This window comes from Burkholderia sp. Bp9015 (genome assembly GCF_003853505.1).
Taxonomy (GTDB): domain Bacteria; phylum Pseudomonadota; class Gammaproteobacteria; order Burkholderiales; family Burkholderiaceae; genus Burkholderia.
Window position 1 is genome coordinate 163,511 of the sequence record NZ_QTPZ01000002.1, and the last position, 26,621, is coordinate 190,131.

19 protein-coding genes and 2 pseudogenes are annotated in these 26,621 nt (G+C 63.8%); 12 read left to right on the plus strand and 9 right to left on the minus strand.

The genetic code is table 11. The annotated features are described in order from the left end of the window. Nucleotides 1–147: 147 nt before the first annotated feature. Both DIE12_RS03095 and DIE12_RS03100 read left to right on the plus strand, forming a co-directional pair. A complete protein-coding gene (locus tag DIE12_RS03095; protein ID WP_027786146.1) occupies nt 148–825 on the plus strand; it encodes a heavy metal response regulator transcription factor in 678 nt (225 codons plus the stop codon). Then, complete coding sequence (locus DIE12_RS03100) at nt 822–2,282, plus strand: heavy metal sensor histidine kinase (RefSeq protein ID WP_124519849.1); 1,461 nt, start codon at nt 822–824, stop codon at nt 2,280–2,282. The genes DIE12_RS03095 and DIE12_RS03100 overlap by 4 nt, the downstream gene beginning before the upstream one ends. Here DIE12_RS03100 and DIE12_RS03105 read toward each other — a convergent pair. Genes DIE12_RS03105 through DIE12_RS03115 form a run of 3 tightly spaced genes read right to left on the minus strand, consistent with a single transcriptional unit; the run spans nt 2,260 to nt 8,544 of the window. Beyond that, nucleotides 2,260–3,789, minus strand: a complete 1,530-nt coding sequence (locus DIE12_RS03105) for an efflux transporter outer membrane subunit (protein WP_124519848.1) — start codon at nt 3,787–3,789, stop codon at nt 2,260–2,262. The genes DIE12_RS03100 and DIE12_RS03105 overlap by 23 nt on opposite strands. A 31-nt stretch (nt 3,790–3,820) precedes the next feature. Then, the gene (locus DIE12_RS03110) at nt 3,821–5,239 is read right to left on the minus strand and encodes an efflux RND transporter periplasmic adaptor subunit (RefSeq protein WP_124519847.1); all 1,419 of its coding nucleotides are present in this window, start codon (nt 5,237–5,239) and stop codon (nt 3,821–3,823) included. A gap of 56 nt (nt 5,240–5,295) precedes the next feature. Then, a complete protein-coding gene (locus tag DIE12_RS03115; protein WP_124519846.1) occupies nt 5,296–8,544 on the minus strand; it encodes an efflux RND transporter permease subunit in 3,249 nt (1,082 codons plus the stop codon). Between the two features lie 322 nt (nt 8,545–8,866). Here DIE12_RS03115 and DIE12_RS03120 point away from each other — a divergent pair, with 322 nt between their 5' ends. After that, the gene (locus DIE12_RS03120) at nt 8,867–9,172 is read left to right on the plus strand and encodes a DUF4148 domain-containing protein (RefSeq protein ID WP_124519845.1); all 306 of its coding nucleotides are present in this window, start codon (nt 8,867–8,869) and stop codon (nt 9,170–9,172) included. Nucleotides 9,173–9,401: 229 nt separating this feature from the next. Here the strand turns inward: DIE12_RS03120 and DIE12_RS38475 are convergent. Together DIE12_RS38475 and DIE12_RS03130 are read right to left on the minus strand one after the other, a co-directional pair. Next, nucleotides 9,402–9,627, minus strand: a pseudogene (locus tag DIE12_RS38475) (ISNCY family transposase); the annotation flags it as partial. A 105-nt stretch (nt 9,628–9,732) separates the two neighbouring features. After that, the gene (locus DIE12_RS03130; protein ID WP_124487255.1) at nt 9,733–10,047 is read right to left on the minus strand and encodes a helicase; all 315 of its coding nucleotides are present in this window, start codon (nt 10,045–10,047) and stop codon (nt 9,733–9,735) included. A gap of 167 nt (nt 10,048–10,214) precedes the next feature. Between DIE12_RS03130 and DIE12_RS03135 the strand changes: the two genes are divergently transcribed. The 3 genes from DIE12_RS03135 (at nt 10,215) to rpoD (ending at nt 13,697) form a co-directional block, all read left to right on the plus strand. Continuing rightward, the gene (locus tag DIE12_RS03135; protein WP_124519844.1) at nt 10,215–10,643 is read left to right on the plus strand and encodes an antitoxin Xre/MbcA/ParS toxin-binding domain-containing protein; all 429 of its coding nucleotides are present in this window, start codon (nt 10,215–10,217) and stop codon (nt 10,641–10,643) included. Beyond that, nucleotides 10,640–11,113 (plus strand): RES family NAD+ phosphorylase, encoded by a 474-nt coding sequence (locus DIE12_RS03140; protein ID WP_124519843.1) that lies wholly within the window; start codon nt 10,640–10,642, stop codon nt 11,111–11,113. Before DIE12_RS03135 ends, DIE12_RS03140 begins: the two co-directional genes overlap by 4 nt. Nucleotides 11,114–11,669: 556 nt before the next feature. After that, on the plus strand, nt 11,670–13,697 hold the full coding sequence (rpoD, locus tag DIE12_RS03145; RefSeq protein WP_185640943.1) for an RNA polymerase sigma factor RpoD: 2,028 nt from the start codon (nt 11,670–11,672) through the stop codon (nt 13,695–13,697). A 272-nt stretch (nt 13,698–13,969) separates the two neighbouring features. Here the strand turns inward: rpoD and DIE12_RS03150 are convergent, their stop codons facing one another. Further along, nucleotides 13,970–14,686 (minus strand): carboxypeptidase regulatory-like domain-containing protein, encoded by a 717-nt coding sequence (locus DIE12_RS03150; RefSeq protein ID WP_124519842.1) that lies wholly within the window; start codon nt 14,684–14,686, stop codon nt 13,970–13,972. Between the two features lie 54 nt (nt 14,687–14,740). Next, nucleotides 14,741–17,296, minus strand: coding sequence for a YjbH domain-containing protein (locus DIE12_RS03155; protein ID WP_311768007.1), 2,556 nt, complete (start codon nt 17,294–17,296; stop codon nt 14,741–14,743). Nucleotides 17,297–17,765: 469 nt separating this feature from the next. Here DIE12_RS03155 and DIE12_RS03160 point away from each other — a divergent pair, with 469 nt between their 5' ends. From DIE12_RS03160 to DIE12_RS03190, 6 genes are all read left to right on the plus strand, one after another. Continuing rightward, complete coding sequence (locus DIE12_RS03160; RefSeq protein ID WP_124519841.1) at nt 17,766–18,545, plus strand: hypothetical protein; 780 nt, start codon at nt 17,766–17,768, stop codon at nt 18,543–18,545. A gap of 760 nt (nt 18,546–19,305) precedes the next feature. Next, nucleotides 19,306–20,301 carry a hypothetical protein gene (locus tag DIE12_RS03170; RefSeq protein WP_124519839.1) on the plus strand — a complete coding sequence of 332 codons (996 nt, stop codon included), beginning with the start codon at nt 19,306–19,308 and terminating at the stop codon, nt 20,299–20,301. A gap of 114 nt (nt 20,302–20,415) precedes the next feature. Then, nucleotides 20,416–21,519, plus strand: a complete 1,104-nt coding sequence (locus tag DIE12_RS03175; RefSeq protein WP_124519838.1) for a hypothetical protein — start codon at nt 20,416–20,418, stop codon at nt 21,517–21,519. Nucleotides 21,520–22,133: 614 nt separating this feature from the next. Next, nucleotides 22,134–23,672, plus strand: coding sequence for an IS3 family transposase (locus DIE12_RS03180; protein WP_124519837.1), 1,539 nt, complete (start codon nt 22,134–22,136; stop codon nt 23,670–23,672). A gap of 183 nt (nt 23,673–23,855) precedes the next feature. Then, nucleotides 23,856–24,395: an IS21 family transposase gene (locus DIE12_RS03185; RefSeq protein ID WP_124551069.1), complete on the plus strand. Its 540-nt coding sequence runs from the start codon at nt 23,856–23,858 to the stop codon at nt 24,393–24,395. Nucleotides 24,396–24,471: 76 nt separating this feature from the next. Then, entirely contained in the window at nt 24,472–24,792 is a 321-nt protein-coding gene (locus tag DIE12_RS03190; protein WP_124551070.1) for a hypothetical protein, read from the plus strand. A gap of 45 nt (nt 24,793–24,837) precedes the next feature. Here DIE12_RS03190 and DIE12_RS03195 read toward each other — a convergent pair whose 3' ends face one another. Further along, nucleotides 24,838–25,890: a phage late control D family protein gene (locus DIE12_RS03195; RefSeq protein ID WP_124551071.1), complete on the minus strand. Its 1,053-nt coding sequence runs from the start codon at nt 25,888–25,890 to the stop codon at nt 24,838–24,840. Nucleotides 25,891–26,228: 338 nt separating this feature from the next. After that, a pseudogene (locus tag DIE12_RS38915) lies at nt 26,229–26,615 on the minus strand (phage tail protein); the annotation flags it as partial. Nucleotides 26,616–26,621: the final 6 nt, after the last annotated feature.

Below are 26,621 nucleotides of genomic sequence, written 5' to 3' on the forward strand. Positions count from 1 at the left end.
CCGTGCACGGCTTCGCAACCGCACGCTACGCTGACCGCCCGATTACCGTTTTGTAATCAAAGGCGTTTGCGCCCGCACGCAGCGATCCCTTGTCGCCGTTTGCCGGTAACATCGCCGGATGTCATCACGAAAGCGACGGAGCCGGCCATGCGTATCCTGATAGTCGAAGACGAACCAAAGACGGGTGCGTACCTGAAGAAGGGGCTCGAGGAATCGGGCTTCAGCGTCGATCTCGCGAAGGACGGCGGCGAAGGGCTGACGCTCGCGCAGGAAGAGCGTTACGACGTGATCGTGCTCGACGTGATGCTGCCCGTGCTCGACGGTTGGGGCGTGCTCAAGCGGCTGCGCGACACGCATACGACGCCGGTGCTGTTCCTGACCGCGCGCGACGACGTGCAGGATCGCGTGCACGGCCTCGAACTCGGCGCCGACGACTACCTCGTGAAGCCGTTCGCGTTCGTCGAGCTGCTTGCCCGTATCCGCACGCTCGCGCGTCGTGGGCCGCCGCGCGAGACCGAACATCTGGCGGTCGGCGATCTGGAAATCGACGTGGTGCGCCGCCGCGTGAAGCGCGGCGCCACGCGCATCGACCTCACGCCGCGCGAATTCTCGCTGCTGCAGCTGCTCGCGCGCCGGCAGGGCGAGGTGCTGAGCCGCACGCAGATCGCATCGTACGTATGGGACATGAATTTCGACAGCGACACCAACGTCGTCGAGGTCGCGATCCGGCGCCTGCGCGCGAAGATCGACGACGCGTTTCCGGTCAAGCTGATCCATACCGTGCGCGGCGTCGGCTACGTGCTCGAACCGAAGGACGACGCATGACGCGGCCACGCTCGCTTGCCGCGACGCTCGCGCTCGCGTTCGCCGCGACCACGCTCGCCGCGTTCGCGCTGGTCGGCGCGTACGTGTATGCGGGCCTCGAACGGCAGGTGAACACGCAGGACGACCTCGACATCGTGCTGGCCGCGCGCCACACGCGCCGGCTCGCGGGCGAGCTCGAGTCGCTCGATGCAGTCCGCACGCATGCCGAGCGCTTGACGAGCCAGGTGCTCGGCAACGAGGCGCTGTCGATGGCCGCCGTCGATGCGCGCGGCGACGTGCTCGCGCGCCACAACGTGCGGCTCGCCGCGCTCGACGATGCGCCTGCCGCCGCGTCGGTTCCGCTGGCCGACGCGCAGCTGTTCGCGCCGCATGCGGCGCCGGTTCCGGCGGACGAGCGGATCACGGCCGACCGGCTGGTCACGTGGACGGCCGACAACGGCACGCCGATGCGCGGCGTCGTGATCGAGGCTGCGCTCGGCGACCGCACGCCGATCCGCATCGCGATCGCGCGCAACATGCACGACCGCGCCGACCTGCTCGACGGCTACCGCGACCGGCTCGAGATCGCCGGTGGGCTCGGCGCGCTGTTCGCGCTGCTGCTCGGCTACTGGCTGATCCGCACGGCGCTCGCGCCGCTGCGCGAGATCGTCGACAACACCGGCCGGATCACCGTCGACAAGCTCGACACGCGGCTCGACGCGTCGCGTGCACCGAGCGAGCTGCGCGCGCTCGTCGATGCGCAGAACGCGATGCTCGGCCGCCTGCAGCAGGCATTCGCGCACCTGTCGCAATTCAGCGCCGATCTCGCGCACGACCTGCGCACGCCGTTGAACAACATGCGCGGCGCCACTGAAGTCGCGCTCGCGCGGCCGCGTGCGGCCGACGAGTATCAGGCACTGCTCGAATCGAATCTCGAGGAATACGATCGTCTCGCGCGGATGATCGAGAACGTGCTGTTTCTCGCGCGCGCCGAGCATCCGAGCTTCGTCACGCGACAGCGCGCGTTCGACGTGCACGACGAACTCGAGCGCATCGCGGAGTATTTCGAGGGGCTCGCGGACGAAGCGGGCTCGACGTTGCGCGTCGAAGGGCAGGGGCAACTGACCGCCGACGTCGAGCTGTTTCGTCGCGCCGTCGGCAACCTGCTCGCGAACGCGCTGCGTTACACGCCCGCCGGCGGCGTCATTACGCTGAGTGTCGATGACGCCGCCGACGCGGTGCGCGTCGTCGTCGCGAATCCGGGCGAGCCGATCGATTCCGCGCTGCTGCCGCGGATCTTCGACCGGTTCGTGCGCGGCGATCCCGCCCGCAGCGGCGGGGCGCCGGGCGGCACGGCCGGGCTGGGCCTCGCGATCGTGCGCTCGGTGATGGAGCTGCACGGCGGCACCGCGCAGGTCGAAAGCGACGCGCGCGGCACGCGCTTCGTGCTCACGTTCAACCGGCCGTCGGCTGCGTGACCGCGGAGTCGGGTAACGCGGCGACCGGGCGTTCGTGCGTGCCGGTGTTCGATTCCTCATCCGCGCTCGCTTGCCAGCCGCCGCCCAGCGCCTTCAACAACCCGACCGCGGCCTCCATCCGGCGCGCGTCGATCTGATCGGCCGTGCGCCGGTTCGTCAGCGCGATCGTCTGCGCGGTCACCACGTCCAGATAGCTGACGGCACCGGCGTTGAAGCGATTCGTCGTCAGCCGCAGCGACAGGTCGGCCGCGTCGGTCGCGCGCTGCTGGCTGCCGGCTTCGGACGCGAGCGCATCGAGCGTCGACAACTGATCCTCGACCTGCTGGAACGCGACGAGTACGGTCTGCCGGTAATCTGCGACCGCGCCGTCGTACTGCGCATGCGCGCCGCGCAGCGACGCGCTGCGGCGACCGCCGTCGAACAGCGTGCCGGCGAGTTGCGGGCCGAGCGACCAGAACAGGCTCGGCGCGGCGAGCCACGGCGCGAAGAACGAACTCTCGAGCCCTGCGCTCGCCGACAGCACGAGATCGGGAAAGAACGCGGCGCGCGCCTCGCCGATCTGTGCGTTCGCGGCCGCGACACGGCGCTCGGCCGCCGCGATGTCGGGCCGCCGTTCGAGCAGTTCCGACGGCACGCCGGCCGGAATGGCCGGCACATGGAACGCCTGCACACGCGGCGGCAGCGCGAACGTCGACGCGCTTTCGCCGACGAGCGTCGCGATCGCGTGCTGCAACTGCGCACGCGACGCGTCGATGTCGGTGTCCTGCGTGCGCGTCGATTCGAGTTGCGTCTCGGCTTGCGCGACCGCCGACGCATCGATCGCACCGGCCGCGAGCTGCTGCCTGAGCAGCGTCAGCGCGTTCGCGTATGCACGCACCGTGTCATCGAGCAACTGCTTCTGCGTGTCGAGCGAGCGCAGCGCGAAATAATCGGTCGCGAGTTCGGCCGTGACCGACAGCTTCACGGCCTGCAGGTCGGCCGTGCTCGCGGCGGCGTTCGCCTGCGCGCCCGTCACCGCGTCGCGCACGCGGCCGAACACGTCGGGTTCCCAGCTCGCGGCGACGCCGGCCTGATAGTCGGGCGTCGTCTTGCCGGCGAGCGACGAGCCGAGCCGGTTCTGCGACACGCGCGCGCGGCTCTGCGCGGCGCCCGCCGTGATCGTCGGCAGAAACCCGGCGTGCTGGTAGTCGACCATCGCGCGTGCCTGTTGCAGATCGGCGACGGCTTTTTTCACTGTCTGGTTCGACACGTCGACGCGCGCTTCGAGCGCGTTCAGGTCGGTGTCGCCGAACACGGTCCACCACGCACCGCGCGCGGCCGCATCGGCCGGCATCGCGACGTGCCAGCCGGCCTGCGCGGCCGGTGCGCCCGCGTAGTGCGCGGGCACCGCGACGGCAGGCGGTGAATAGGGTGGCAACGTCGAGCACGCGGTCAACGTGGCCAATGCCGCGACGGCGCCGAGCGCGACGGCGTGGCGGGCGAACGGGAGCGGGTGAGGAAGGCGCATGGCAGGTATCTCGTGAGTCGTCATCGATGGGTCAGCCGCGGGCGGGCGCCGGAGCGGGCGTCGACGCGGCCGGCGCGGTGCCGGCCGCGCGCAGCGGCGGCGCGTCGCTGGCAATGGCCGCCACCCCTGTTTGCGCGACCTGCGCGACCTGCGCGGACGAAGGGGACGAAGGGGACGAAGCGGCCACCGGAGCCGCGGCGCGCACGGTCGACACGATCTTCACGGCTTCGCCGGCCGTAATCGCATCGCCCGGGTTGTCGATCACGCGATCGGTCGCCGCGAGCCCCGCGACGATCTCCACGCGCGTGCCGAAATCGCGCCCGATCTGCACGGTCTTCAGCACGGTTCGCCCGTTCGTACCGACGGTGGCGACCGTCACGCCGTTCGGGCGGAACAACAGCGCACTGACCGGCAGGTCGAGCGCCGGCGCCGCGCTCGGCACGACGAGATGCGCCTGCGCATACGCACCGGGCATCAGCGCGCCGTCGCGGTTGTCGACGTCGATCTCGACGCGCAGCGTGCGCGTGACGGGATCGATCGCGCCCGCGGTGCGCGCGACACGCGCGGCAAAGCGTCGCCCCGGATACTGCTGCGTCGTCAGGTAGACGGAGGTGCCGGTCGATACGCCGGTCGCGCTGTCCTGCGGCACGTCGACGAACACGCGCAGCGTGTCCGTCTGTTCGAGATGGAACAGTTCCCCGGACAGGCCCGGGCTGCCCGGTGTGCCGCCCGCGGTGACCAGCGTGCCGACGTCGACGCTGCGCGCGGTGATCACGCCGTCGAACGGTGCGGTGACGGACTCGTACGACACGAGTTCGGCAAGGTGCGCGACGTTCGCCTGCGCGGACGCGAGCATCGCGCGCTTCGCGTTCATGTCCGCGACCTTCGTGTCGGTGTCCTGCTGCGAGACCGACTGCGTTTTCAGCATGTCCTGCCAGCGCTGCGCGGTCGATTTCGCGTAGTCGTAGTTCGCCTGCGCGCTCGCTTCGTCGGCGCGCGCCTGGCGCAATTGCGCGTCGAGATCGGGCGCCGAGATCTGCGCGAGCGTCTGGCCGGCCTTCACGTGCGTGCCGAGATCGACGCTCCAGTGCGCGATGTAGCCACTCGTGCGCGCGTAGATCGATGCGTCCGCATAGGGCGCCACCGAACCGGGCAACGTCAGCGTCTGGTCGGCCGGCGCCGTGCCGGGCACGATGACCGACACCGGCAGCGCCTGTTGCGCGGCAACCTGTGCACGCTGCGCGGCGCGTGCATCGATACGCGGCACGATGCCGAGCGCGAGCAGCGCGGCGGCCAGCGCGACGGCCGCGACGGGCACGGCCAGCTTGCGGCCGCGGCGGGCCGGCGGGGTGTCGGGCGCGGCGCCGCGCGCGGCGGACGTCACGGCGGTGGCTGCTGTGGCCGCCTCGGCGGCGGGCGGCGGGGCGACGGGTTCGATCGAGTCGTTCATGATGGGTCCGGGGTCGGGCGAATCGAAGGATGATGAGAAGGGGCGGCCGTCCGAGCTCAACGCAGCGCCGGCGTGTCGGGCGCGTGCTGCGTGCGCCGCGTGGCCAAGGCGTCGCGGCGCCGCGCGAGCCATGCGTGGACGAAGCCGAACAGCACCGGGACGAACAGCAGCGTCGAGAACGTGCCGAACGCGAGGCCGCCGATCACCGCGCGGCCGAGCGGCGCGTTCTGCTCGCCGCCGTCGCCGAGGCCGAGCGCCATCGGCAACATGCCGATCAGCATCGCGAGCGCGGTCATCACGACGGGCCGGAAGCGGCTGAAGCCGGCGTCGAGCGCCGCCTGCCACGGCGACGCGCCGCCCGCGAGCAGCTCGCGCGCCGCGTTCACGACGAGAATGCTGTTCGCGGTCGCGATGCCGATGCACAGGATCGTGCCGGTCAGCGCGGGCACCGACAGCGTGGTGCGCGTGACGAACAGCATCCACGCGATGCCGGCGAGCGATGCCGGCAGCCCGCCGACGATCACGAGCGGATCGAGCCACGACTGGAAATTGACGACCATCAGCAGGTAGACCAGCGAGATCGCGAGTACCAGGCCGCCGAGCAGGCCCGCGAACGACTCGTGCATCGCCTGCACCTGGCCGCGCAGCACGATCGACGAGCCGGGCGGCAGCTGCGCGCGCGCGGCGTCGACGAGCTTCGTCACGTCGGCCGTGACGCCGCCGAGATCGCGTCCCTGCACCGACGCGAAGATATCGAGCACCGGCTGCACGTTGTAGTGCGACACCACGGCCTGCTGCGTCGAGCGCGAGAACGTGCCGAGCGCGCCGAGCAGGTTCTGCGCGGGCGCACCCGCGGCCGGGCCGCCGGCCGGCGTCTGCGGCGGGCGCGCGGTGCCGGCGGGCAGCGGCACGTTCGCGAGCGACTGCAGCGAATTCACCGTGTATTGCGGCGTCTGCACGAGCACCGGGTAGCTGACGCCGTTGTGCGGATCGAGCCAGAAGTTCGGCGTCGTCTGCGAACTGCCGGACAGCGCGATCAGCAGATTTTGCGCGACGTCACGCTGTTCGAGGCCGGCCTGGATCGCCTTCGTGCGGTCGACGTTCACGTCGATCGCCGGTTCGTCGCCGGGTTGCTGGATACGCGCGTCGACGAGCCCGCGCACGCCGCGCAGCTTCGCGAGCAGCGTATTCGCGACCGCGCGGTTCTGGCCGAGCTTGTTGCCGACGATCTGGATGTCGATTGGCGCGGGCAGCCCGAAGTTGAGGATCTGGCTGACGATGTCGGCCGGCAGGAACGCGAACGTCACGCCGGGGAACGACTGAGCGAGCACGTTGCGCAGCCTGGCGACGTATGCGGCGGTCGACGCGTGATTCGGCTTCAGCGTCACCAGCACGTCGGCATCCTCGGTGCCGATCGGATCCGATGAATCGTACGTGAGGTTGATCCCGCTCACCGGCACGCCGATGTTGTCGAGCACGCCAGCGAGTTCGCCCGCCGGAATCACGCTGCGGATCTTCGCTTCGACCTCGTCGGTCAGCCGCGCGGTTTCCTCGATCCGCGTGCCGGTCGGCGCGCGCAGGTGCAGGCGGATCTCGCCGGTGTCGACCGACGGGAAGAAGTCCTGCCCGGCGAACGCGTAGAGGCCCGTCGACGCGACGCATGCGAGCAGGAACGCGGCCGCGAAGCGGCGACGCCGCGCGATCGCCGCCGAGAGCAGCGCGCGATAGCGCAGCCGCACGGCCTCGAAGCGATGCTCGAACGCAGCCTGGAAACGCGCCAAATGCACGAGCGGCGCGAATACGCCGCGCGGCGGCCGGCCGCTGCCTTTGGCGCGCATCAGCGCCATCGCGAGCGTCGGCACCAGCGTGCGCGAGAAGAAGTACGACGCGATCATCGCGAAGATCACGGCCTCGGCCAGCGGCACGAACAGATAGCGCGCGACGCCCGTGAGCAGGAACATCGGCACGAACACGATGCAGATCGACAGCGTCGACACGAAGGTCGGCACCGCGATTTCTCCCGAACCGGTCAGGATCGCGTCCTCGAGCGGCGCGCCGAGCTCGAGATGATGCGTGATGTTCTCGATCGCGACGGTCGCGTCGTCGACGAGGATCCCGACCGCGAGCGCGAGCCCGCCGAGCGTCATGATGTTGATGGTCTGGCCGAGCGCGGACAGCGCGAGCAGCGACGTGAGCACCGCGAGCGGGATCGTGATCGCGATGATCAGCGTCGCGCGCCAGCTGCCGAGGAACAGCAGGATCATCAGCGCGGTCAGGCACGCGGCGATCAGCGCCTCGCGCACGACGCCCTGGACCGCCGCCTTCACGAACACCGACTGATCATCGAGCGACGAAATGTGCAGCGCCTTCGGCAGCCCGGCCGCGATCTTCGGCAACATCGCCTTCACCTGGTCGATGATCGTCAGCGTCGACGCGCTGCCGGTCTTCTCGACCGTCAGCAGCGCCGCGCGCTTGCCGTCCACCCGCACGATGTTGGTCTGCGGCGCGTAGCCGTCGCGAACGTGCGCGACGTCGCGCACGTACACGACGTTGCCGCCGATCGTCTTCACCGGCAGGTCGTTCAGCGCGGCGACCGTCTGCGTGCTGCCGTTCATCTGCACGTTGTATTCGTGCGTGCCGATCTTCGCGGTGCCGCCGGGCAGGATCAGGTTCTGCGCGTTGATCGCGTTCACGACGTCGATCGGCGCGAGTCCCTTCGCCTGCAGCGCGCGCGTATCGAGGTCGACGACGATCTGGCGGATCTTGCCGCCGAACGGCAGCGGCACCGCCGCGCCCTGGACGGTCGCGAGCTGCGTGCGGATGAAGCTGTTGCCGAGGTCGTACAGCTGCTGCTCGGCGAGCGTGTCGCTCGACAGCCCGAGCTGCAGGATCGGCACCGTCGACGCGTTGTACGTGATGATGTTCGGCGGCAACGTGCCGGGCGGCAGGATGCGCAGGATCGACGCGGCATTGCTCGCGGCTTCCGCGATCGCGCGATTGATGTCGGCGCCCGGGTGGAAGAAGATCTTCACGACCGACACGCCGTTCAGCGACTGCGACTCGATGTGCTCGATGTCGTCGACGTCGGACGTGAGCGCGCGCTCGTAGTTCGACGTGATCCGCTTGGCCATGTCCTCCGCGGAGAAGCCGTTGTATGACCAGACGATGCTGACGACCGGAATGTCGATGCTCGGGAAGATGTCGGTTGGCGTGCGCAGCAGCGCAAGCGGTCCCGCGATGAAGATCAGCAGTGCGAGTACGACGAACGTGTAGGGCCTGCGTAACGCCAGCCGGACGATCCACATGATGGTGCTCCTCGAAGCAGGGCATGGATGCCGCGTGCGATGCGGCGAGCATGCAGTCTGCCGGCGCGGCGTTGACCCGACCCTGACCCGAGGATTACGAAACCGTTATCTGTGCTGGCGCGCAGGTGCGCAGTGTCCGACCGGACGGGCCGGTCCGTGACCGACATGCGGCCGCGACCAGATGACAAGACCGTAATCGAAGCCTCACCTTCCGGAAAGCGCGCGAATCGCAGAATGGACACAACTCTTCATCACATCGATGCGGAGCGGATGTCCGGCCTGATCTGCGGACGCGAACATGCCATCTTGAGAGGTGAACATCATGAACAACCTGATTCGTGCGGTCCTGCTGTCCTGTGCGCTGAGCGCACCGGTCTTCGCATTTGCGCAAACCACCGACCATGCGGTCACGCGGGCCGACGTGCGCGCCGATCTCGTGCGGGTCGAGAAGGCCGGCTATAAGCCGGTCGGTAGCGATCCTTACTATCCCGCCGACATCCAGGCCGCGGAAGCGAAGATCGCCGCGCAGCCATCGCAATCGGTGGCTGCACGGCCGAGCGTCGCCGCAGAGACGACCGCGCAATCGCTCGCGTCGCTCGATACGGAGCAGCCGTACGAGCATCACTGAGCCCGATTTTCAACTGCCATCCGCGGCCCGAAGGAAGCGGCCGCGGATTTCGAATGCGTCGTGTGCCGGTCGGCGCCGTGCGCGCCGCGATCGTGAGAATGAACGTGTCGGGCAGTACATCGCACGTGCGGGCGTGCCGGCGGCGCACCTTCGGTGCGCCCTCATCGAGTCTTTCCCGGGAGTTTCATCATGCATCCGACGCGCGCGAGGAAGAGCGACGGCAGCCGGTGCGGTGAATCAGCTTCCGGTTTAGCGGTGTGTCATCCAGCAAGTAAAGCACTCGATCGCGCAGCACTGCCGGCGATTTTGATACCCGGCGTATTTCACGCCAGGTCAACACTGTGTCCAGATGCTCGTCATCCCGCAACGGCCGATGCGCATTTGAAATCGTTCTTCGGCGGCTTCGCGAAGCCTGTGTGGTAAGCAGCGGTGAAGGAGGGCGCATAAGCGTTGGCGCGGGTCCCACTCCACGCATGTGTATCCGAAAGCGTGCAGTGAATAGTCGGACCCGGCCCCGGAACAGCAGTCACTCTCCCGTCGACTTCCGGTCGCACCACCGTTTACGCGTCGTTCAACCAGGGCATTTCCACGGGCGACACGACCAGTTGCCGGAATTCTCGCTTCAGATCGAAGATGAACCCGACCAGGATCATGGAGTCGGCGTAGGGAATCGGAAAGACCTGCGGATTCTCCGGCGTCCGCAGGGGCCGCTCGGGCGTGTCCGCTGTCGCTGCGGCGTTCTCGCGAACGCTTTCCAGGTCGTCAGCCATGGCCGGGCCACCGGCTTTCAGCACACGGCTACGCAGCTCGCTGAAGGGTTCGATGCGCGCAGCGTCTTCGTGGTATTCGGGCACTTCATAAACGAACCAGGACATTGTCGTCTCCCATGAGAAGGGGCGCTATTCTAACGCTGCGCAAGGATCCACCAAACATCGACAGTCGGCTTGCGAGGCGTCTCCGCGTCTCAACTTTCAAGAACGCCTTGCGGGCGGTATCATTTGCGCTGCAATGAAGTATCAAATGATACTGAATGGGAGTCGCCATGTTACTCGTTACCCCTGAGGCCGTGGCTGCGGTCATGGGGCTGCGGCCGCTCCCGCATACGCTGGCGGAGCTGGAAGCGCTTGTGCGCGGCGGTCTGCCGAAGTCCGCGCTGCGCGCGGGCGTCGAACACGCGACGCAAGGCGCCGATGCTCGGCGCGCGCTGCTCGCCCGCATCATCCCCGAAGCGACCTACAAGCGCCGCCGCGATCGACTAACGCAAGACGAATCGGAGAAGACGGAGCGTCTGGCCCGGATCGTTGCAACGACCACCTACGTCTGGAACGACGAAGAGGACGCGCGGGAATTTTTGTCGACGCCACATCCTGAACTTGAGGGGCGGGCGCCGCTCGACGTCGCGCTGACCGAGCTCGGTGCGCGCAGGGTTGAAGAGTTGCTCTGGAAACTGTTCTACGGGCTACCGGCATGAAGTTGTTTCGCATCGGTGACACGCGACACACGATCTGGAGCGGCACCGGCGCGATGCTGGTCGGTGGCCGCTTTGATAGTCCGGGCCGGCCTGTCATCTACGCGGCGTCGACCTTCGCGGGTGCGATGCTCGAGGTGCTCGTGCATGCACGCATCGGCAAGGTGCCGAAAACCTACGGATGGGTCGAAGCAATCGTTCCCGACGACGTCAGCGTCGAACGCCATACGGCAGAAACGTTGCCGAGAGGATGGGATGCGGCGGCACTGCAGGCAGCACGGCAGTTCGGCGACGAATGGATGGCAGAATCGCGTACAGCACTCCTGATCGTCCCTTCCGTCGTCGTCCGTGCAGAGTTCAACGTGCTCGTGAATCTGGCGCATCCTGACACCGCGCGGATCATCGTGACGGATCCACAACCGGTCGTGTGGGACGAGCGACTTTTTGCCATACCGCCAGTTGGCCGATCATAAATGCTTGATGGTGGTCTGCTAACCAACCTTCGAGGCGTCGGTTGCTCGCTCGTACCGCGACGCACGGTTGGAAGCCGATGTGGGAACCCATTCCTAAGCTTAAGCGAGTCGACATCGAAGCGTATGGCTTCGGGCTCACGATTGACGGTGTCGGCGTACCGCTAATTGCACGAATGCGTAGAGCCGCGAAAGATGTGCTGTCGGTCAAGATGCCGGAGCGGGATCCTCGGCAGATGAGTTTTCTCTAAACGTCAATTTCAACCTCGCCATCGACGTATGGCCGCTTATCCTTGCAGGGGCAAGGTGACCGAACTCGTTCCTGTGCAGGGGCGGTTGGGGAGGCGACTGCTACCCCCTTAATCGCAGCTAGAGCGGGCTACACCGGTAAAGTGCATGGAAATCCAAGGGCCCCGTGTTGTGCCGCACAATACTTTCCGGTATCATTCACGCCCCCCACAAGCTGCGCATACGGATTTCGAGCGAGGCGTCCCGGCCTCGACCATCTTTGCGTATCACGATTCCGTTCGCATCCCGGCAGGCAACCCATTCTGGCGTCATGCTCGCGACGATCGTCGGCTCATCTGTCGAGGAGCATGTATTGGCAATTTCTGATCGGAACGATTCCACATCCCCTGAAATCATGGCCACGGCAAAAGCCGGCCGCCGTGTGTCAAAGGGAAAGCCCCAGGCCCTGACGCCGACGGACATCGCGTCACTGGCACGCCAGAATGAGGAGCGCCAGCACCAGATGCGCGCGTTGATCGCGCTCGGTCGCGAGCGCGGCTATCTCACCCACGCGGACATCAACGATCACCTGCCCGACAACTTTGCTCAAACGGCGGCGATGGACACCATCGTCAGCACGTTCAGCGACATGGGCGTGGCCGTGTACGAACAAGCGCCGGACGCCGAAGCGCTCCTGCTCACCGACGCTGCGCCGGCCGTGGCATCCGACGATCAGGCGGACGAGGAGGCGGAAGCTGCGCTATCGACCGTCGATTCCGAATTCGGCCGCACCACGGATCCGGTTCGGATGTACATGCGTGAGATGGGGGCCAGCGAACTGCTGACCCGCGCCGGTGAAATCGAGGTCGCGAAACGGATCGAAGATGGTCTACAGGACATGATTCAAGCGATTGCCGCGTGTCCGTCGATCGTGTCCACGATTCTTGCCGATGTCGACCGCATCGTGGCAGGCGAACTCCGCATCGACGAACTGGTCGATGGCATCAGTGTCGACGCCGATGAAAGCGAAATGACGCCGGAGTCCCAAGAAGAGGATGCGGAAGCACTCGCCGCTGACGATGATTCGGACGAAGACGACGTCGAAACGGATGCCGGGGATTCGGAGAAGGCGAACGCGGCGCGCCTCGAAGAACTCACGAACGACAGTCTTGCGATTTTCGCACGCGTGCGTGCACTGTTCGAGCAGTTGCCGGATGTGCCTGTCACTGGCGGTGCCCGTTCCGCAGCCGCTGCGCAAGTGCGCATGGCGATCCAGTGTGAGCTCGCGCCGATCCGCTTTACCGCCAAGACCATCGACCGCCTGTGCGCGATCGTCCATGGGCAAGTGACTGAGGTTCGCGCGATCGAGCGCAGTATCCTGGCGATTGCTGTCGACCGTTGCGGCATGCCGCGCGACGCGTTTGTCGACTCGTTCCCGGGCCACGAGACCGATCTTGAATGGACGACCCGAGCGGCGGCGACCTCGCAGCAGTTTGGCGCGGCGCTCGAGCGGCATCAGCCGGCGATTCAGGCGGCGCAGCAGAAACTCGTCGACATCGAGTCCCGGGTCTCGTTGCCGCTCCAGCAGCTCAAGCAGATCAACCGCCAGATGAGTGCCGCGGAACTGAAAATGCGGCAGGCCAAGCGCGAGATGATCGAGGCGAACCTTCGTCTTGTCATTTCAATCGCCAAGAAATACGTGAACCGCGGCATGCAGTTCCTGGATTTGATCCAGGAGGGCAATATCGGCCTGATGAAGGCCGTGGACAAGTTCGAATACCGGCGCGGCTGGAAGTTCTCGACCTACGCGACCTGGTGGGTCCGGCAGGCTGTCACGCGTGCGCTCGCCGATCAGGCGCGGACCATTCGCGTGCCGGTCCACATGATCGAGACGATCAACAAGCTGAATCGGATATCGCGCGAAATCTTGCAACAGACAGGGCAGGAAGCGCATCCCGCAGTGCTGGCAAAGCGCATGGAGATGTCCGAGGAGAAAGTGCTCGGTATCCTCAAGATCGCCAAGCAACCTGTCTCGCTCGAAACCCCGGTGGGTGACGACGCCGATGCAACACTCGGCGACATGATCGAGGATGTCTCGGCGAGTTCACCGGCCGAGGCGGCGATTCACGCGAACATGCGCGCGGCGATCGACGAAGCACTCGCCGGGTTGTCGCCGCGCGAGGCCAAGGTTCTGCGGATGCGATTCGGGCTCGACACAAACTCCGATCACACGCTTGAAGAGGTCGGCAAGCAGTTCGACGTGACCCGCGAGCGGATCCGTCAGATTGAGAGCAAGGCGATGCGCAAGCTGATGCATCCCAGCCGTGCAGACAAGCTCAGGCCCTTTCTTGAGCGCTGAGGCAATTTCGTCTTTCACCCTCGAACTCACTTCGCTGGCCGGAACAAGTCGGCAGGCGGCATGCCCGGCGAGATTTGCTGCTACGTCGCCCTCGGGAAATTCAGGCAACGTGCCTTCGAAAACTGAAAAAACGAACCCGATTGACACGGGGCGTCATATCAGCCGCCAAGGCACGGTTGCCCCGGCGCGCACGTTCGACATCGAACCGCGTGGCGGGCAACGCGCCGGGTGTGAATCCGCGCGCACGGCGCCGCGCGCGGCTTCGCTCGCCGTTACGCCGGGTTGCCGCTGCCGCCGGTGCCGCCGGTGGGCTTGCCAGCTGCCTTGCCGGCGTCACCCACCTTGCCGAGCAACGTCGCAGACGGCTGGCCGTTTCCTCCGAGCGCGCCCTTCGATTTCAGCGCTTCGAGGTCCGAATCCTGGCCGGCCTGGCCGGGCTTGAACGGCGTCGTCAGGAACGCGGACGTCGACAGCGTGACGCCGGTTTCGTTCTTGATGGTCTGGGCAACCCCATTCGCCGCAGCCGCAACGACAGCGGGGTTCGTCAACGCGCTTTGATACGTCGGATTGGACGCGAGGCCCGACAGCAGCCCGTTCAGGTCCGTGCCCAGTTGCCCCGCCAGATAGGCCAGCAGCAGTTCGGTCAACGGCGTCACGTTGAACGTGCCGCCGCCGCTCGCGAACGAGTGCAGCGTGGTCGTCCCGTTCGTGCCGGTGATCGCGCACGGCCCCGCGAGCACAAACGTGACCGAGAAAGCGCCGTTCGCGTCGGCCGTGCCCGAACCGTTGCCGGTCGCGCACACGATCGTGATCGCCGCGTTCGCCATCGCTGCGCCGGTCGCGGCCGTGCCGTTGATCGTGGCCGACGACGCATTCGAAGGCGTCGTGCTCGGACTGTCGTCACCTCCGCCACAGGCCGCGAGCGTACCCGCGAGCGCAAACGTGCCGACTTGCAATGCCCTCAGTGCCGCTTTCTTCATGGTCTTCATTGATTTTCTCCGTTAGATCAACCCGATTTTCCCGAGGACTCTCCGGTCCCTCGATCATTGAATGCTTGCCTCGCGCGCGGTCGACGGCTGCACGCCGTCAGCCGGCAGCGCCGCCTCCGTCGCGGGCGGCGCCACGCCGGCGGAATGCGCGTAGCGCTTGTAGGCATCGCGCATCCGGTAAAGCTGCGTCGCGAAGTACTCGGCGCTGAAGCGCCCCTGGTTGAGCAGGAACTGTTGCGCGTTGTAGGCAAAGTCGAGATTCTCGGCGCCGTCTTGCGCGAGATAGTTCGACGATCCGACACGCGTGCGGAAATTGAGCGAGAACTGCTCGGGCCCGTTGATCTGCACGATCCCCGGCTTCATGCCCTGGCGCGGCGTCAACGGGAAACTGACCGACGCGCCGACGAACGAGCCGTGGCCGCTATGCCATCCCTGCACGCTGAACGACACGTCGTCGAACCAGCGCGTCAACGTGATCAGCGGGCCCTTGTCGCCACCGACATAGCGCGCGACGCCTGCCTCGATCCACATCTTCCATGCGGGCTCGACCCACCGGTACGTGAGCAGCGCGTTCTTCTCCGCCGGCAGCGCATCCTTGCCCGGTTCGTGATGCAGATAGGCGAGCTTCAGCCGCACCACGTCGGGACGGCCCGGTACGAACGCGGTCGTCTCGTTCTCGACGCCCAGGTACTGGAGGTCGAACTTGCCGAGCGCGGTCACGTTGAAAACGCGCGGCGCAATCCAGAAGCTCTGCACGAGCGCAACGGTCGACAGCCCGCCGCGCAAGCGGTATTGGTCGTAGACGCGGCCGTTGTCCATGTTCTTGCTGTTCGCAATCGGCACGATCACGCTCGAATACAGTTCCGCGCCGCGCCACAGCGGCACGAAGCCCTGGATTTTCGCGCCCACGGAGTAGTCGAAGTTGCCGTACTCAGTGCCGTAGAGGTAGTGCGTGACCGGCGCGATCTGGATCCGTACGAGCCCGTGCGCGCGGGCGTTGCCTACCCACGCAATCGAATCAGCGTCGTGCGTCGGCCGCGTGCGCATCGACAGCGACGCGCCGGCGGCGGTCGACGCGCCACCCGCGACGAAGCGCGCATAGTCCGCCCGATCGACGCTCAACTCGCCCACCGGCTCGTTCGCCTTCTTGATTACGATGCGCACGGTCTCGACGCCCTTCGGCGCGTACTCCGCCGCCGCGCCGAGCGCGATGCCCAGCGCGTCCGCCTCGTTCTGGTTGTAGCGGTGGTTTTCATATTCGACGACGAGATCCGCGCCCGCCATGCCGGCGCGCACGCGCTCGAGTCCGGCGTCCGTCAGCGCGCGCACGATCCTGTCGAGCGCCGCCGGGTCCGGCGCCGCGTCGACTGCCGGCGCGGCGGTCCGAACGAGATCCGGCGGCGTGTGAAGCGACGGCATGACTCGATCGTCGCGTGACGCATCCGCCGCCGCAGGCGTGGCAGGCTCGATCCGCGTGAATGCGCTGAGCGGCGCGAGCGCGGCCGCAGGGCGCAGCGTGTCGTCCGGCGCCGATGTGCCTGCCGCGACAACCGGCGCGTCGCTACACAAGCCGTCGCCGCAGCGCGCGGCATCGAACCGCCGACCGAGCGGAATCTGCACGCCGATCGAGAACGACGTGCGCGGCGCGATCCCGTCCGTATGCCTGAGGGAGCGCATCACGGTGCCCACGAGGCTCGCGTCGGCCAGCCACTTGATCGGCGGCGATTGGAAGCGGATGCCCGCATAGGGCGTTTTCGAATCGTGCTCCGCCAGCAGCGACAGGCCCGTGTGCCACAGTCGAAGCTCGGCGCCGCCGAACGCCCCGTCGAGCCGGTCGCCGTGCCCGTAGCCGACCGTCAGCGTAGCGGGCCCGAGCACTTGCGATACGACACCGTAGGTGGACCGGAAGTAATGCGTTTGCCCGCCAACGTCATTGATGCCGATCGCGATGTCCGGCTGGTATGTGAAGAACTTCGGAATCGAGACCTTTGCGTTCGCCATCAGATGTCGAAGCACGATGTGGTCGTAGCCCGGCACCGTCGTGCGTACGTCGCCTGGATAGTTCGCCAGACCGCCGGATATCTCCACGTGCGGAAACAGGCCGATCGCGCCCCAGACGATGTCCGAACTCGTCGTCTGCTTCCCGAACCGTGGATCGATGTAGTTGTTGTATTGCCCCTCGAATGTTCCTTCAGGCAGCGTGAATCCGTATGGAATCAATAGCCCGCCGGACTGCCCCAGCGATGTCAGCACGGGCGTGCCCGCCGCACCAGCCGGCAGGGAAAATGCCACCGCTGCCCCCAGGGCAATGGCCGCCGGCTTGTTCGTGGTCGCGTTCGCACGTAGCTTGATCGTCATCGGTCGTGTACTTGGTTGTTCGTATCGTGTGTGGCATCCGACATCGCCGAACGTCGACATGCACCGCCGCGGCACTGGCATCGCTCGTGGCCGTGAACGCTCATGCGGCGACGATGCGATCGAAGATCCCTCTCGATCCTCTACCCAACCCCGTCCCGCGGAACGGCGAAGTGCCCGCATCACCCGCGACGCACCGGTATGCATAACTCCGATCGCTGTCGCGCGCCGATCACATGGGACCGTGATCGACACATGGCACCGTGATCGACACATGGCAACGCCCCCCCAACATCGCGCGCCCGTTAGCGATTTGGCGCGCCCACCGCGTCCTGCCGCGTGGACCGTTCCCCGAAGCGACTCGCTCGCGCAATCAAGCCCGGCGACCGCAATCGGCACCGGGTGTCGTCAATATCATTTCATTCGTATAACTTATAATTAGACCGACTTTCACCCCATGCTCATGCGATCCGGCGATCGGGCCGACGCCGTGCGGTACACGTCCGCGGGCAATCGTTTCATTCAGACGTGCGCTTCCCATGGGTTCGCATGTCTCGCTGCTGTATTACGGATCGTTACCTATATGCGAGTAAGTCTAGTGGAAACCGGAAGCGCAATCGGCGCCGGATTCTTGATCAAATCCGACAACTTGAGTCGACGGAAATAAGCATGCCCGGGCGCGCGAACGGGATCGCCTTTCGCTTGAACACCGGATAAACCAGTATTGAATCAATCGCTTGATGCGTGCTTGCGCACCTTGGAGCGGCTCGAACAGTACCTCGACGTGCTCGCGCGATTTGGCTATGGCGATCGCGCTTCAATCGTGGCTTTTCATCCGGGTTATGCCGCCGTGACGACCTGGTCACTGGTCAAACTGTTGACCGTGGCAGGACCGTTAAATGACCGGGCCGCCGCACCGGACGTGGCGAGCCGGGCGGTGCGCGTCTACCGGCGCGCAAACGCGGAGTCGCTGGAGTACCTCGTCGACAGAATGCCGGCAAGGATCATGGACGCGTTGAATCAGAGGCTGTTCGTCATGGACATGTGTCTGACGCTCGTGCGCTATGTCGTCGAAGGGCAGAGACTGAACGATATCCGGTCACTGTATGACTGGGACTACGCTGAAGCCTGGGGCGATAAAGATTACGCGGGCTTCCGGACAATCGACGACGCCGAACGCGCGCTGATCGAAGATGCGTTTCGGCGTAAGAATCTCGCGGTGCTGGAGGGCAATCCTTCTTATCACTACAGCATGATTAGCGTCCCAAACTGGCCGGACGGAAAATGCGCCTGGCCTCGGCACCGTCCGCCGAACCCAACGATTTCTCTGCCGCCGCGGCGGTCACGATGCGGCTCGCCGTACCGGCTGGCTCGATCGTTCGCAGATCAGCCGAACGTGATCTGCCGAATTACGTCAGGGCCGAGTGGTCGGCGCACGGTATCAGGGACGGCATCTGCCGCCGCCTCATGCAGATTGCGCGGCGGGCCGGTCGGCTGGATCTGATCGACGTGCTCGCCCATCCGGACGGTGAGCGTTTTCGGGAGGTGAGGGCGGTCGCCGATGCGATCACCGGCCTTAATACATGTGTGCAGGTACCGGTGCTTCATGATCGCGCCACGCAGTTCACGACGACCGCAGGGCGGAAGTTTTCCGTGCCCCATAGTTTTGCGACGCGCTACACCCGCGGCAGGCGCGTCTGGCTGCCGCGCGGGACGGCGTCAGGCTCGGGGGAGTGACCTCGAATGGACCTTGTAGCGCTCGCTCAGTCTTGGCGTAAACGGACGGAAGCAGGGCGCGCGGCGATAGTTCCGCTCATCACGATTGGTTCGAGACCGCGGCGTGCTGCGGGTGTTTGCGGGCGTCGACATGAGAAAGCGCAACCGGTTACCACTGTTGCCCGACGAGTCTCTCGCGCAGTTGCGGGCACGGCTGCGGCGTTTCGTGCTTGGCACCCGCGACGATGCACCCCGGTCCGACGTGCCCCCTTTTCCCGAGCACGCGACCGTGCTTACCGGCCCCTCTTGCCTTTCGTGGGGGGGGGCGCCATAGCGGGTGCGGCGATGCGCACTAAAAATCAAGGCATTGCGCGCAGCCGCGCCAGAAGTGCGTGGACAGGCGCATCAAGTCCGTATATCTCGCCTACATTCGCGCCAGAGTAGTAGCATACAGTTTCGAAGAAATCGAGGTTGCCGCGAAGCATTGGCATGACTTGATGTCATTCTGGATCACGTGCTGATTGGACAATGAATGAATTGGGGGAGATATGGCCAAAAGCAAAGAGGAACTGCTTGATAGTTGCATCGATCAAGCATTCCAATCAAACCCGGAATTCACAAACTGGTTTCTCGCTCGAACCAAGTTCGCCAATGATGGAGGTGTATACCAGTGGTCTCGTAGTAATAACCCTTGGGGTACTCATCCACACAAGACCATAGACCCCGCAACTGGCGAGCAGATGACCAAGTACGTGCAAAGTGAAACGGACATATTGGTCGTGTTCTCGCGCCGGAATAATTGTCCATTTGCCCTGCATATCGAGAATAAACTCGAAGATGGTTCGTTTGAGCCGGAGCAGCCAGAACGATACCAGTCACGGGCAACGTATTGGCTCAAAAATCCAAAGTATGGGGAATATGTTGATTTCGAGACAGTCCTGATCGCGCCTCAACTTTTCTTCGAAACGCACCGCGTCGACGCCGAAAAATTTGACCGGTATGTTTCTCACGAGGACATCGCCCATTATCTGCCGGAATTCCGGGCAAACGGCGAGGAAACGAAGGACGATCCAGTAGATATCAGGATCGTCGCACAGACCATTCTGCGTGCGGGCATCTGGTTAATCCGACATGGCTACGGTCGATTGATGATCCTGCCATATGCAGCCCCATCTGGAATGCACTGGCGCTGTACCTTTCATCCGCCAGAGGGATTCGACGAGGATGTCTACCGGTACACGACCGGCAACGAACGAGCGATTATTCAGGGTGAACCGGATATCTTGATGTCATCCACCATGACGCCTCAGGCACTTTCTGAACTAATTGTTGCACGAGCGCCTCGCGATGCACTGGCTTTGTGTGAAGGAGAAGCGAGCCAAGCGATACTCGATTGGCTTCAACGGTTCGAGAAGGTGCTGGATGAAGGTTACATTCCTGAAGCGTTCAATAACGACGATCCTATCACCGAGCGATGGGTATTGTTAGGCGCTGGCGGCTCAAGCGACATGGATCCTCAGCCCGGGTACCGTGTCCCGTCGTAGCGTGTGACCCAAGAAAGTGGCTTGTGCTTGATATCGGATTGCATGTGCTTTCGGAGCGTCAGATGGTCGCTATCCGGAAATTGCAAGACAAACAGAGTGGGAGTCATAGCCACTATGGCCTACTACATCGACCTTTTCTCTCCCGAGACCTATGATGCGTTTGCTCAGTCACCTCGTGACGTCTCTGGATTTCGTCGTCGGCAGATGAGCATGGCGGAGCGAGTCAAACCCGGTGATGTGCTTGTTTGTTATCTGACGAAACTCTCCCGCTGGGTAGGCTTGCTGGAAGTCGTTGACGGACCGTTCATCGATGAGCAGCCAAGATTCCTTTCCGAAAACGATCCCTTCGTCGTGCGGTTCCGGGTGCGTCCCACTGTCTGGCTCGACATCGACAAAGGCATTCCGATTCGTGACCGATCGGTCTGGGACGGACTGTCATTTACGCACGGCCTGAAGCAAGGAAGCACCGCTTGGACCGGCAAAGTCCGAAGCAGCCTCGTGCATCTCGGTGACCACGACGGAGCTTTCCTCGCGGAACGACTGACAGCCCAGGCTAGCGAAGACAAGCAGTATCCGCTAGACGAGCAGGACAAACGCAACCTTGCGACGCACACGGTAAATCGGCCCGACAAGGTCGTCGCAGTTAGCATCCCCGAGGACGCAAGTGCAATCGAGCCGACCGAACGGATTTTGGAGACGGAAGCCCGCGAATCCATCCGCATGCAGGCGCAACTCGCCGATATCGGCGCCAAGATGGGAATGAAAATCTGGATTCCACGCGCTGACCGACGCGGAGTACTTCGAGAATGGGCCAATGACGGGGGCGCGCTGCTCGATCGACTGCCGCTCAACTACGACGACACAACCCTGCGGACGATCGAGCAGATTGACGTTTTGTGGCTCAGGGGGCGATCGATTGTTCGCGCCTTTGAGGTCGAGCACACGACATCTGTCTATTCCGGCATTCTGCGCATGGCCGATCTTGTGGCGCTTCAGCCCAACATGAGCATCAAGCTTCATATCGTCGCACCCGAAACAAGGCGGGACAAAGTTTTTCAGGAGATCCGGCGGCCGGTGTTTTCTCTTCTCGAAAAAGGTCCCCTCGCGGAATATTGCACATACCTGTCATATGCCAGTCTTCACAAGTTGGCCGAGCAAGAACATCTTTCGCACATGTCGGATACCGTGCTTGACGAATACGAGGAGGAAGCGGAGTAAGTGTGCTGGCTTACTGTCGATAGCAGGGCGACAGCCGCGCTAGAGCCCGCCGCATCAGTCGCGAAGGGGCAGCAGGCGACTGCGGATTCAACCCGTCGATGCAACACATTTGAAGCTGCATAGCAGCAAGGAGTGTTGCATCGACGGGTTGAATCCGCAGGACGCAACGGCCGTTCGGTCACCATCACCGTCACCCGCAATGGGGTCGAGGTGTGGAACTGCAATACTTGAGACGAGGCCGCTCATGTCGACGTTCAGGCGGCACAGCAAAAGCGAATGGAAGCGCGAAATAGCCTAGACCTGCGATCACGAAAGTTGCAATCGCTGGCGACGCGGCCGGGGAAAGGGTGTTCGTGGGTAGCGGGCGTGCGTGGCAGCTACGACGTGTACGTGGATGCGCATGGTCTGAATTTTCTTGGTGTTTGTACACGGTGACCTGCCCCCTGCAAACAGGGCCAGCTGGAGTCTAGTAAAGTTTGTTTTCGGAGAAGAAGACGAACATGAAGAAGCGCTTTACGGAACAGCAAATTAGCGTCAATTTTGACTGTAGTAGCTTTTTAGAAATGTCGTGTTCTGGGGTGCGGCGGAATACATGGACTATCAGGAGCTAGTCCATGTATTCGTACGAAGACCGTATCCGAGCGGTCAAGCTCTACTTGAAGCTTGGAAAGCGCCTTACCGCGACCGTTCGTCAATTGGGCTATCCCACAACGGAAACTCTCGAACGTTGGTATCACACGTACCAGCGAGGCCTCGATCTGCCGAGGGAACGTATTTGCTTGAGGCCGCGCTATTCGGCAGAACAAAAAACGGCGGCCACTGACCACTATCTAAGCCATGGTCAGTGTCTGGCAGCAACGACAAGGGCCTTGGGATATCCGGGACGCGGGACGCTCGTCGCGTGGCTCGACGAACTGCATCCTGAACGGAGGAAACGCGCTCTCGGGAAGACTTCGGGTATTCGGTACGCACCAGAGTTCAGGCAGACAGCGGTCATCGATCTGTGTACTCGACGAGAAAGCGCTGAGGAAGTCGCTAAAAAGATTGGCGTGAGCCGTCCAACGTTGTACAACTGGAGAAATCGGTTACTCGGTCACGAGGCTGTTTCAACCATGACACGCCGCAACGATCCGCCGCAGACCTCCGAGCAGGCGACGCTGGAGCAGCAGGTCGAATCACTCCGACGAGACATTCGGAAGCTCCAGATCGAGCATGACATCCTGAAGAAGGCCAATGAAATATTAAAAAAAGGCCTGGGCGTCGACCCGCAACTCCTGACGAATCGGGAGAAGACGGAGCTGGTTGATGCCCTGAAACAGACTTACACGCTGCCGGAGCTTTTTGCTGAATTGGGGCTCGCCCGTAGCTCCTACTTCTATCACCGGGCGCGGATACGGGCTGCCGACAAGTACGCTGATGTGCGCCTTGCCATTGCAGATATCTTTGAACTGAATCACCGCTGCTACGGATATCGCCGAGTGCGTGCGGCACTTGGCAGGCAGAAAGTCTTCATCTCGGAGAAGGTCGTTCGGCGCTTGATGAAGCAGGAGGATCTAAGCGCGGCCACGACGAGGCGACGTCGATATGGCTCCTACGCTGGAGAAATCGGACCGGCCCCGGAGAACCTCATCAATCGGAATTTTCAGGCCGCGGCACCGAATGAAAAGTGGCTCACGGACATCACGGAGTTCCAGATTCCTGCTGGCAAAGTCTATCTGTCCCCGATCATTGACTGCTTCGATGGGCTTGTGATCAGTTGGTCGATCGGTACGCGACCAGACGCCGAGCTTGTGAACACGATGCTCGATGCCGCCATTGAAGCAATGGGCAGTAGCAACAGCCGACCTGTGATCCATTCAGATCGCGGTGCGCACTATCGCTGGCCAGGCTGGCTTACCCGGATACGGGAGGCCAATCTGATCCGTTCAATGTCGCGCAAGGGCTGCTCGCCCGATAACGCGGCGTGCGAAGGCTTCTTTGGACGGCTGAAAACGGAACTGTTTTACTCTCGGGACTGGCAGACCATCAGCACCGATCAATTCATCGAGGTCGTCGACTCGTACATTCGCTGGTACAACGAGAAACGGATCAAGATCTCGCTTGGCGCGCTCAGTCCGATTGAGTACCGGGAGAGTCTCGGGCTGACGACATAACCCAGTCCAAGAATTCCGCCGCACCCCCGAACACGACATTTCTAAAAAGCTACTACAATCAAAAAGTTCGATCATCGGCATTATGTAAAATCCCCGAGGCTAACTTGAAGTGGTTGTAAGGCTGGCGTACGTTTTCGTAATAATACTTACAATTTGTAACAAAACGAAACACACGCTACTCCAATGAATGCCGATGCACCGCGTCATGGCGCGCTGGCCGACTTCCTCGCCCTGACTGACGGCCTGTCCACCGCCAAAGTCGCCACAATCCTACGCTGCTGCACAAGAACGATCCGAAACTATGTTGCGGGGCGTTCTCCGATCCCCTGGCACCGCCTAGAGCTTTTACGCCTGCTTGCCCGCGAAACAAGCGCGCCTGCTGCGCCGATTTCCTGCGCCGTGGCCGAAACTCAGCCCGCGAGCGACATCGCAGCCAACATCGAGCCCGATCCTAGCGCGCCGGACGTTCCGCCGGCCGAAATGCTGGCATGGGTCGGTGTCCACGCACCGCATTACCTCTCCAGTCAACGCAGCTTCAGATATTACGTGCGCGGCTGGAGCGTGGTCGACAAGATCCGCCGCGCAAAGCGAGACGGAACGTTCGCGGCGGTCCTGGCTCGCTGGCGTCTCCTCACGCTTGACTTGCCTCGTGCGTGGCGGTCTGGCCCGATGTGGTCAGCCATTGGCCCGCCGGCATACACGCGCGCCGAGCCGGGCGAGTAGCCCGCTCGGCTCCCATCGTTTGACATTCTCGAGCGCGACGCAAATACTGTATATATATACAGTATTGTCAATCATCATGAGCGGTCCCGATGATGACTCCGTTTGGGAGTTCTTCAACGAGCGCGCAGCGATCATGTGCTTCGACGCCGGCTTGCCACGCTACGATGCGGATTTCCGCGCGTATGCACGCACACGCCTGTTCTTCGAGGCCCGGCATATCGCGCTGCCGCTGACCGGCTATTTTTCCGCTTTCCGCTCGACTAAGGTTGGATGGGACGACGACACCGGCCACGTCGTCGTCTTCCCGAGCGCGGCCACGTTGGCCATGCTGGCGTCTCAAGCGTTCGATGAGGCGATCCGCACCGGCCGTCCCTATTCCGCCTTGATCCGGAAATGACGGCTTCGCGACACGCGTGGAAACGCCAGCTTTTCGCGGGCCATTCTACTGGCGCACCTTCCGGAAGTGTGATCGATGCTTGTCCGTCGCCGGATCGTCGCGTACTTCGAGCGACAGGACGCTCATGAAACCTCCGTCAGCGATCGTGTGGCGCACCGTGCGCACGAGCCACGGCGTTGCGTCGATATCCGGTTTGAAACCGCTAACCGTCACCGGCACTTCCGGAAACACATCCTCACGCCCGTGCGCAAGCGTGTAGTCCATCGTCGCTTGAGCGCGCTGCGTGCGTGCATATTCGGCCAGGGCTGCTGCCCGCGCTTCGGTCTCGCTCGCGTAGTCTTCTGGCAGCACCTTCACGTTCCGATTGTTGTCGCCGCCGATGACGACCGATTTTCGCTTGCCCTTGCTGTTCGAATGCCAGTGCGCGCGCACCGCCGTGTAGCTCTCGCGCTGCGACACGTGGTATCGATGCTGGTCCCCATCCCGACGTTTCAGGTTCAGCACGGGTAGAGCCTTGCCGCTCGCCGTTGCGCCGGTGCCGATCGGCATGAACAACAGATTACCGTCCTTCACGTTCATCACAGCGTCGTATCGACGCGCGAGGCGCGTCAAGAACGACATATCGCTTTCGTGCGTCTGGTCGATGTGCTCGATCAGCACGCCGGTGACCTTGCCGCCGACGACCGGTTTCAGCGAATGCCGCGCGGCGATGGTGCGGACGATCGCCCCGATCGTCTGCCCGTGCCAGCTTTTCTCACGTCGCTCGTGCATCGTGTTTGTCATTGACACGGAGCGGGCGCGAACCGTGATTATGTCCGGCGTCCCGCTGTGCTCGATTTCGTCGACGGTGAATGTACCCTTGTCGACGAGCGGTTTTCCGACCCATCCGATCGAAACCTTGATGCTCGCGCCACGTTTCGGAATTGCGAACGTTCCCTTCGAATCGTCGATGACCAGATCGATCGTGTCGGCTTGATCCGAACGCGACTCGGACAGCGACAGGCTGATCAGGTTCGGTGCGATCAGGCGTGAGAGATCGCGACCGTCGAGCGTGATCCGGTAGTCGGCCTGGGGCTGGTTGCGTGCGCTTTCGGTCATTTTCCGACCGCCCTGTTTAACACGTCGATGACGATCGAGCCGACCGGTTTTCCGCTCAGTGCGGCGATGTCTTTCGCGGCTGAAATCGCCGCGCTCAACGAAATCCCGCTCGCGGTGCTCAACCCTTTCACGCCGGCGGCCGCCGCAATCGAATCGATCCCGCCGACGATCGTCGTCGCGGCCGTGAGCGCACTCGACGTGTTGACGTTTCGAACGGCCGTATAGACCGCCCGACCGACTTCAAGAACCTTCTTGGCATCAGACACCACGCCGGCCGCCTTGTCCGACAGCACCTTGCCAGCCTCTTTCGCGGCGGCTTCGTCCGCAGCCGCCTTCGACATGGCGGTGTCGTCGACGCGCGTGATCGTCAGGTTGAAGTCGATCTTGCGCGGTACGCCCTCCGGCGTGTGGTACGTCTCCGTTTCGTTCAGGCTTTCGATTACGAATGCGCCATACACGACGCCGGTTCCGTCGACGAGCACGTACGCTTCGCCTGCGTCAGCCATCTTTGCCAGTTCATCGAGCGACGCGGCCGTGCCGATCGAATTGTCTTCGGCGACCATACCGTTCAACGTGATCGAGTCGCTGCCGGCGCCGGTGAACTGGCTCGCGTCCCGCGTGCCGACGCGCGAGGTCGTGCGGTGCTTCCAGTTTCGCTGACGCTGCAGTTCCTTGAACGGCGCGGTTGACAGGCTGAAAACGAACTGGTCGAGCGACATCATCATGGTTCG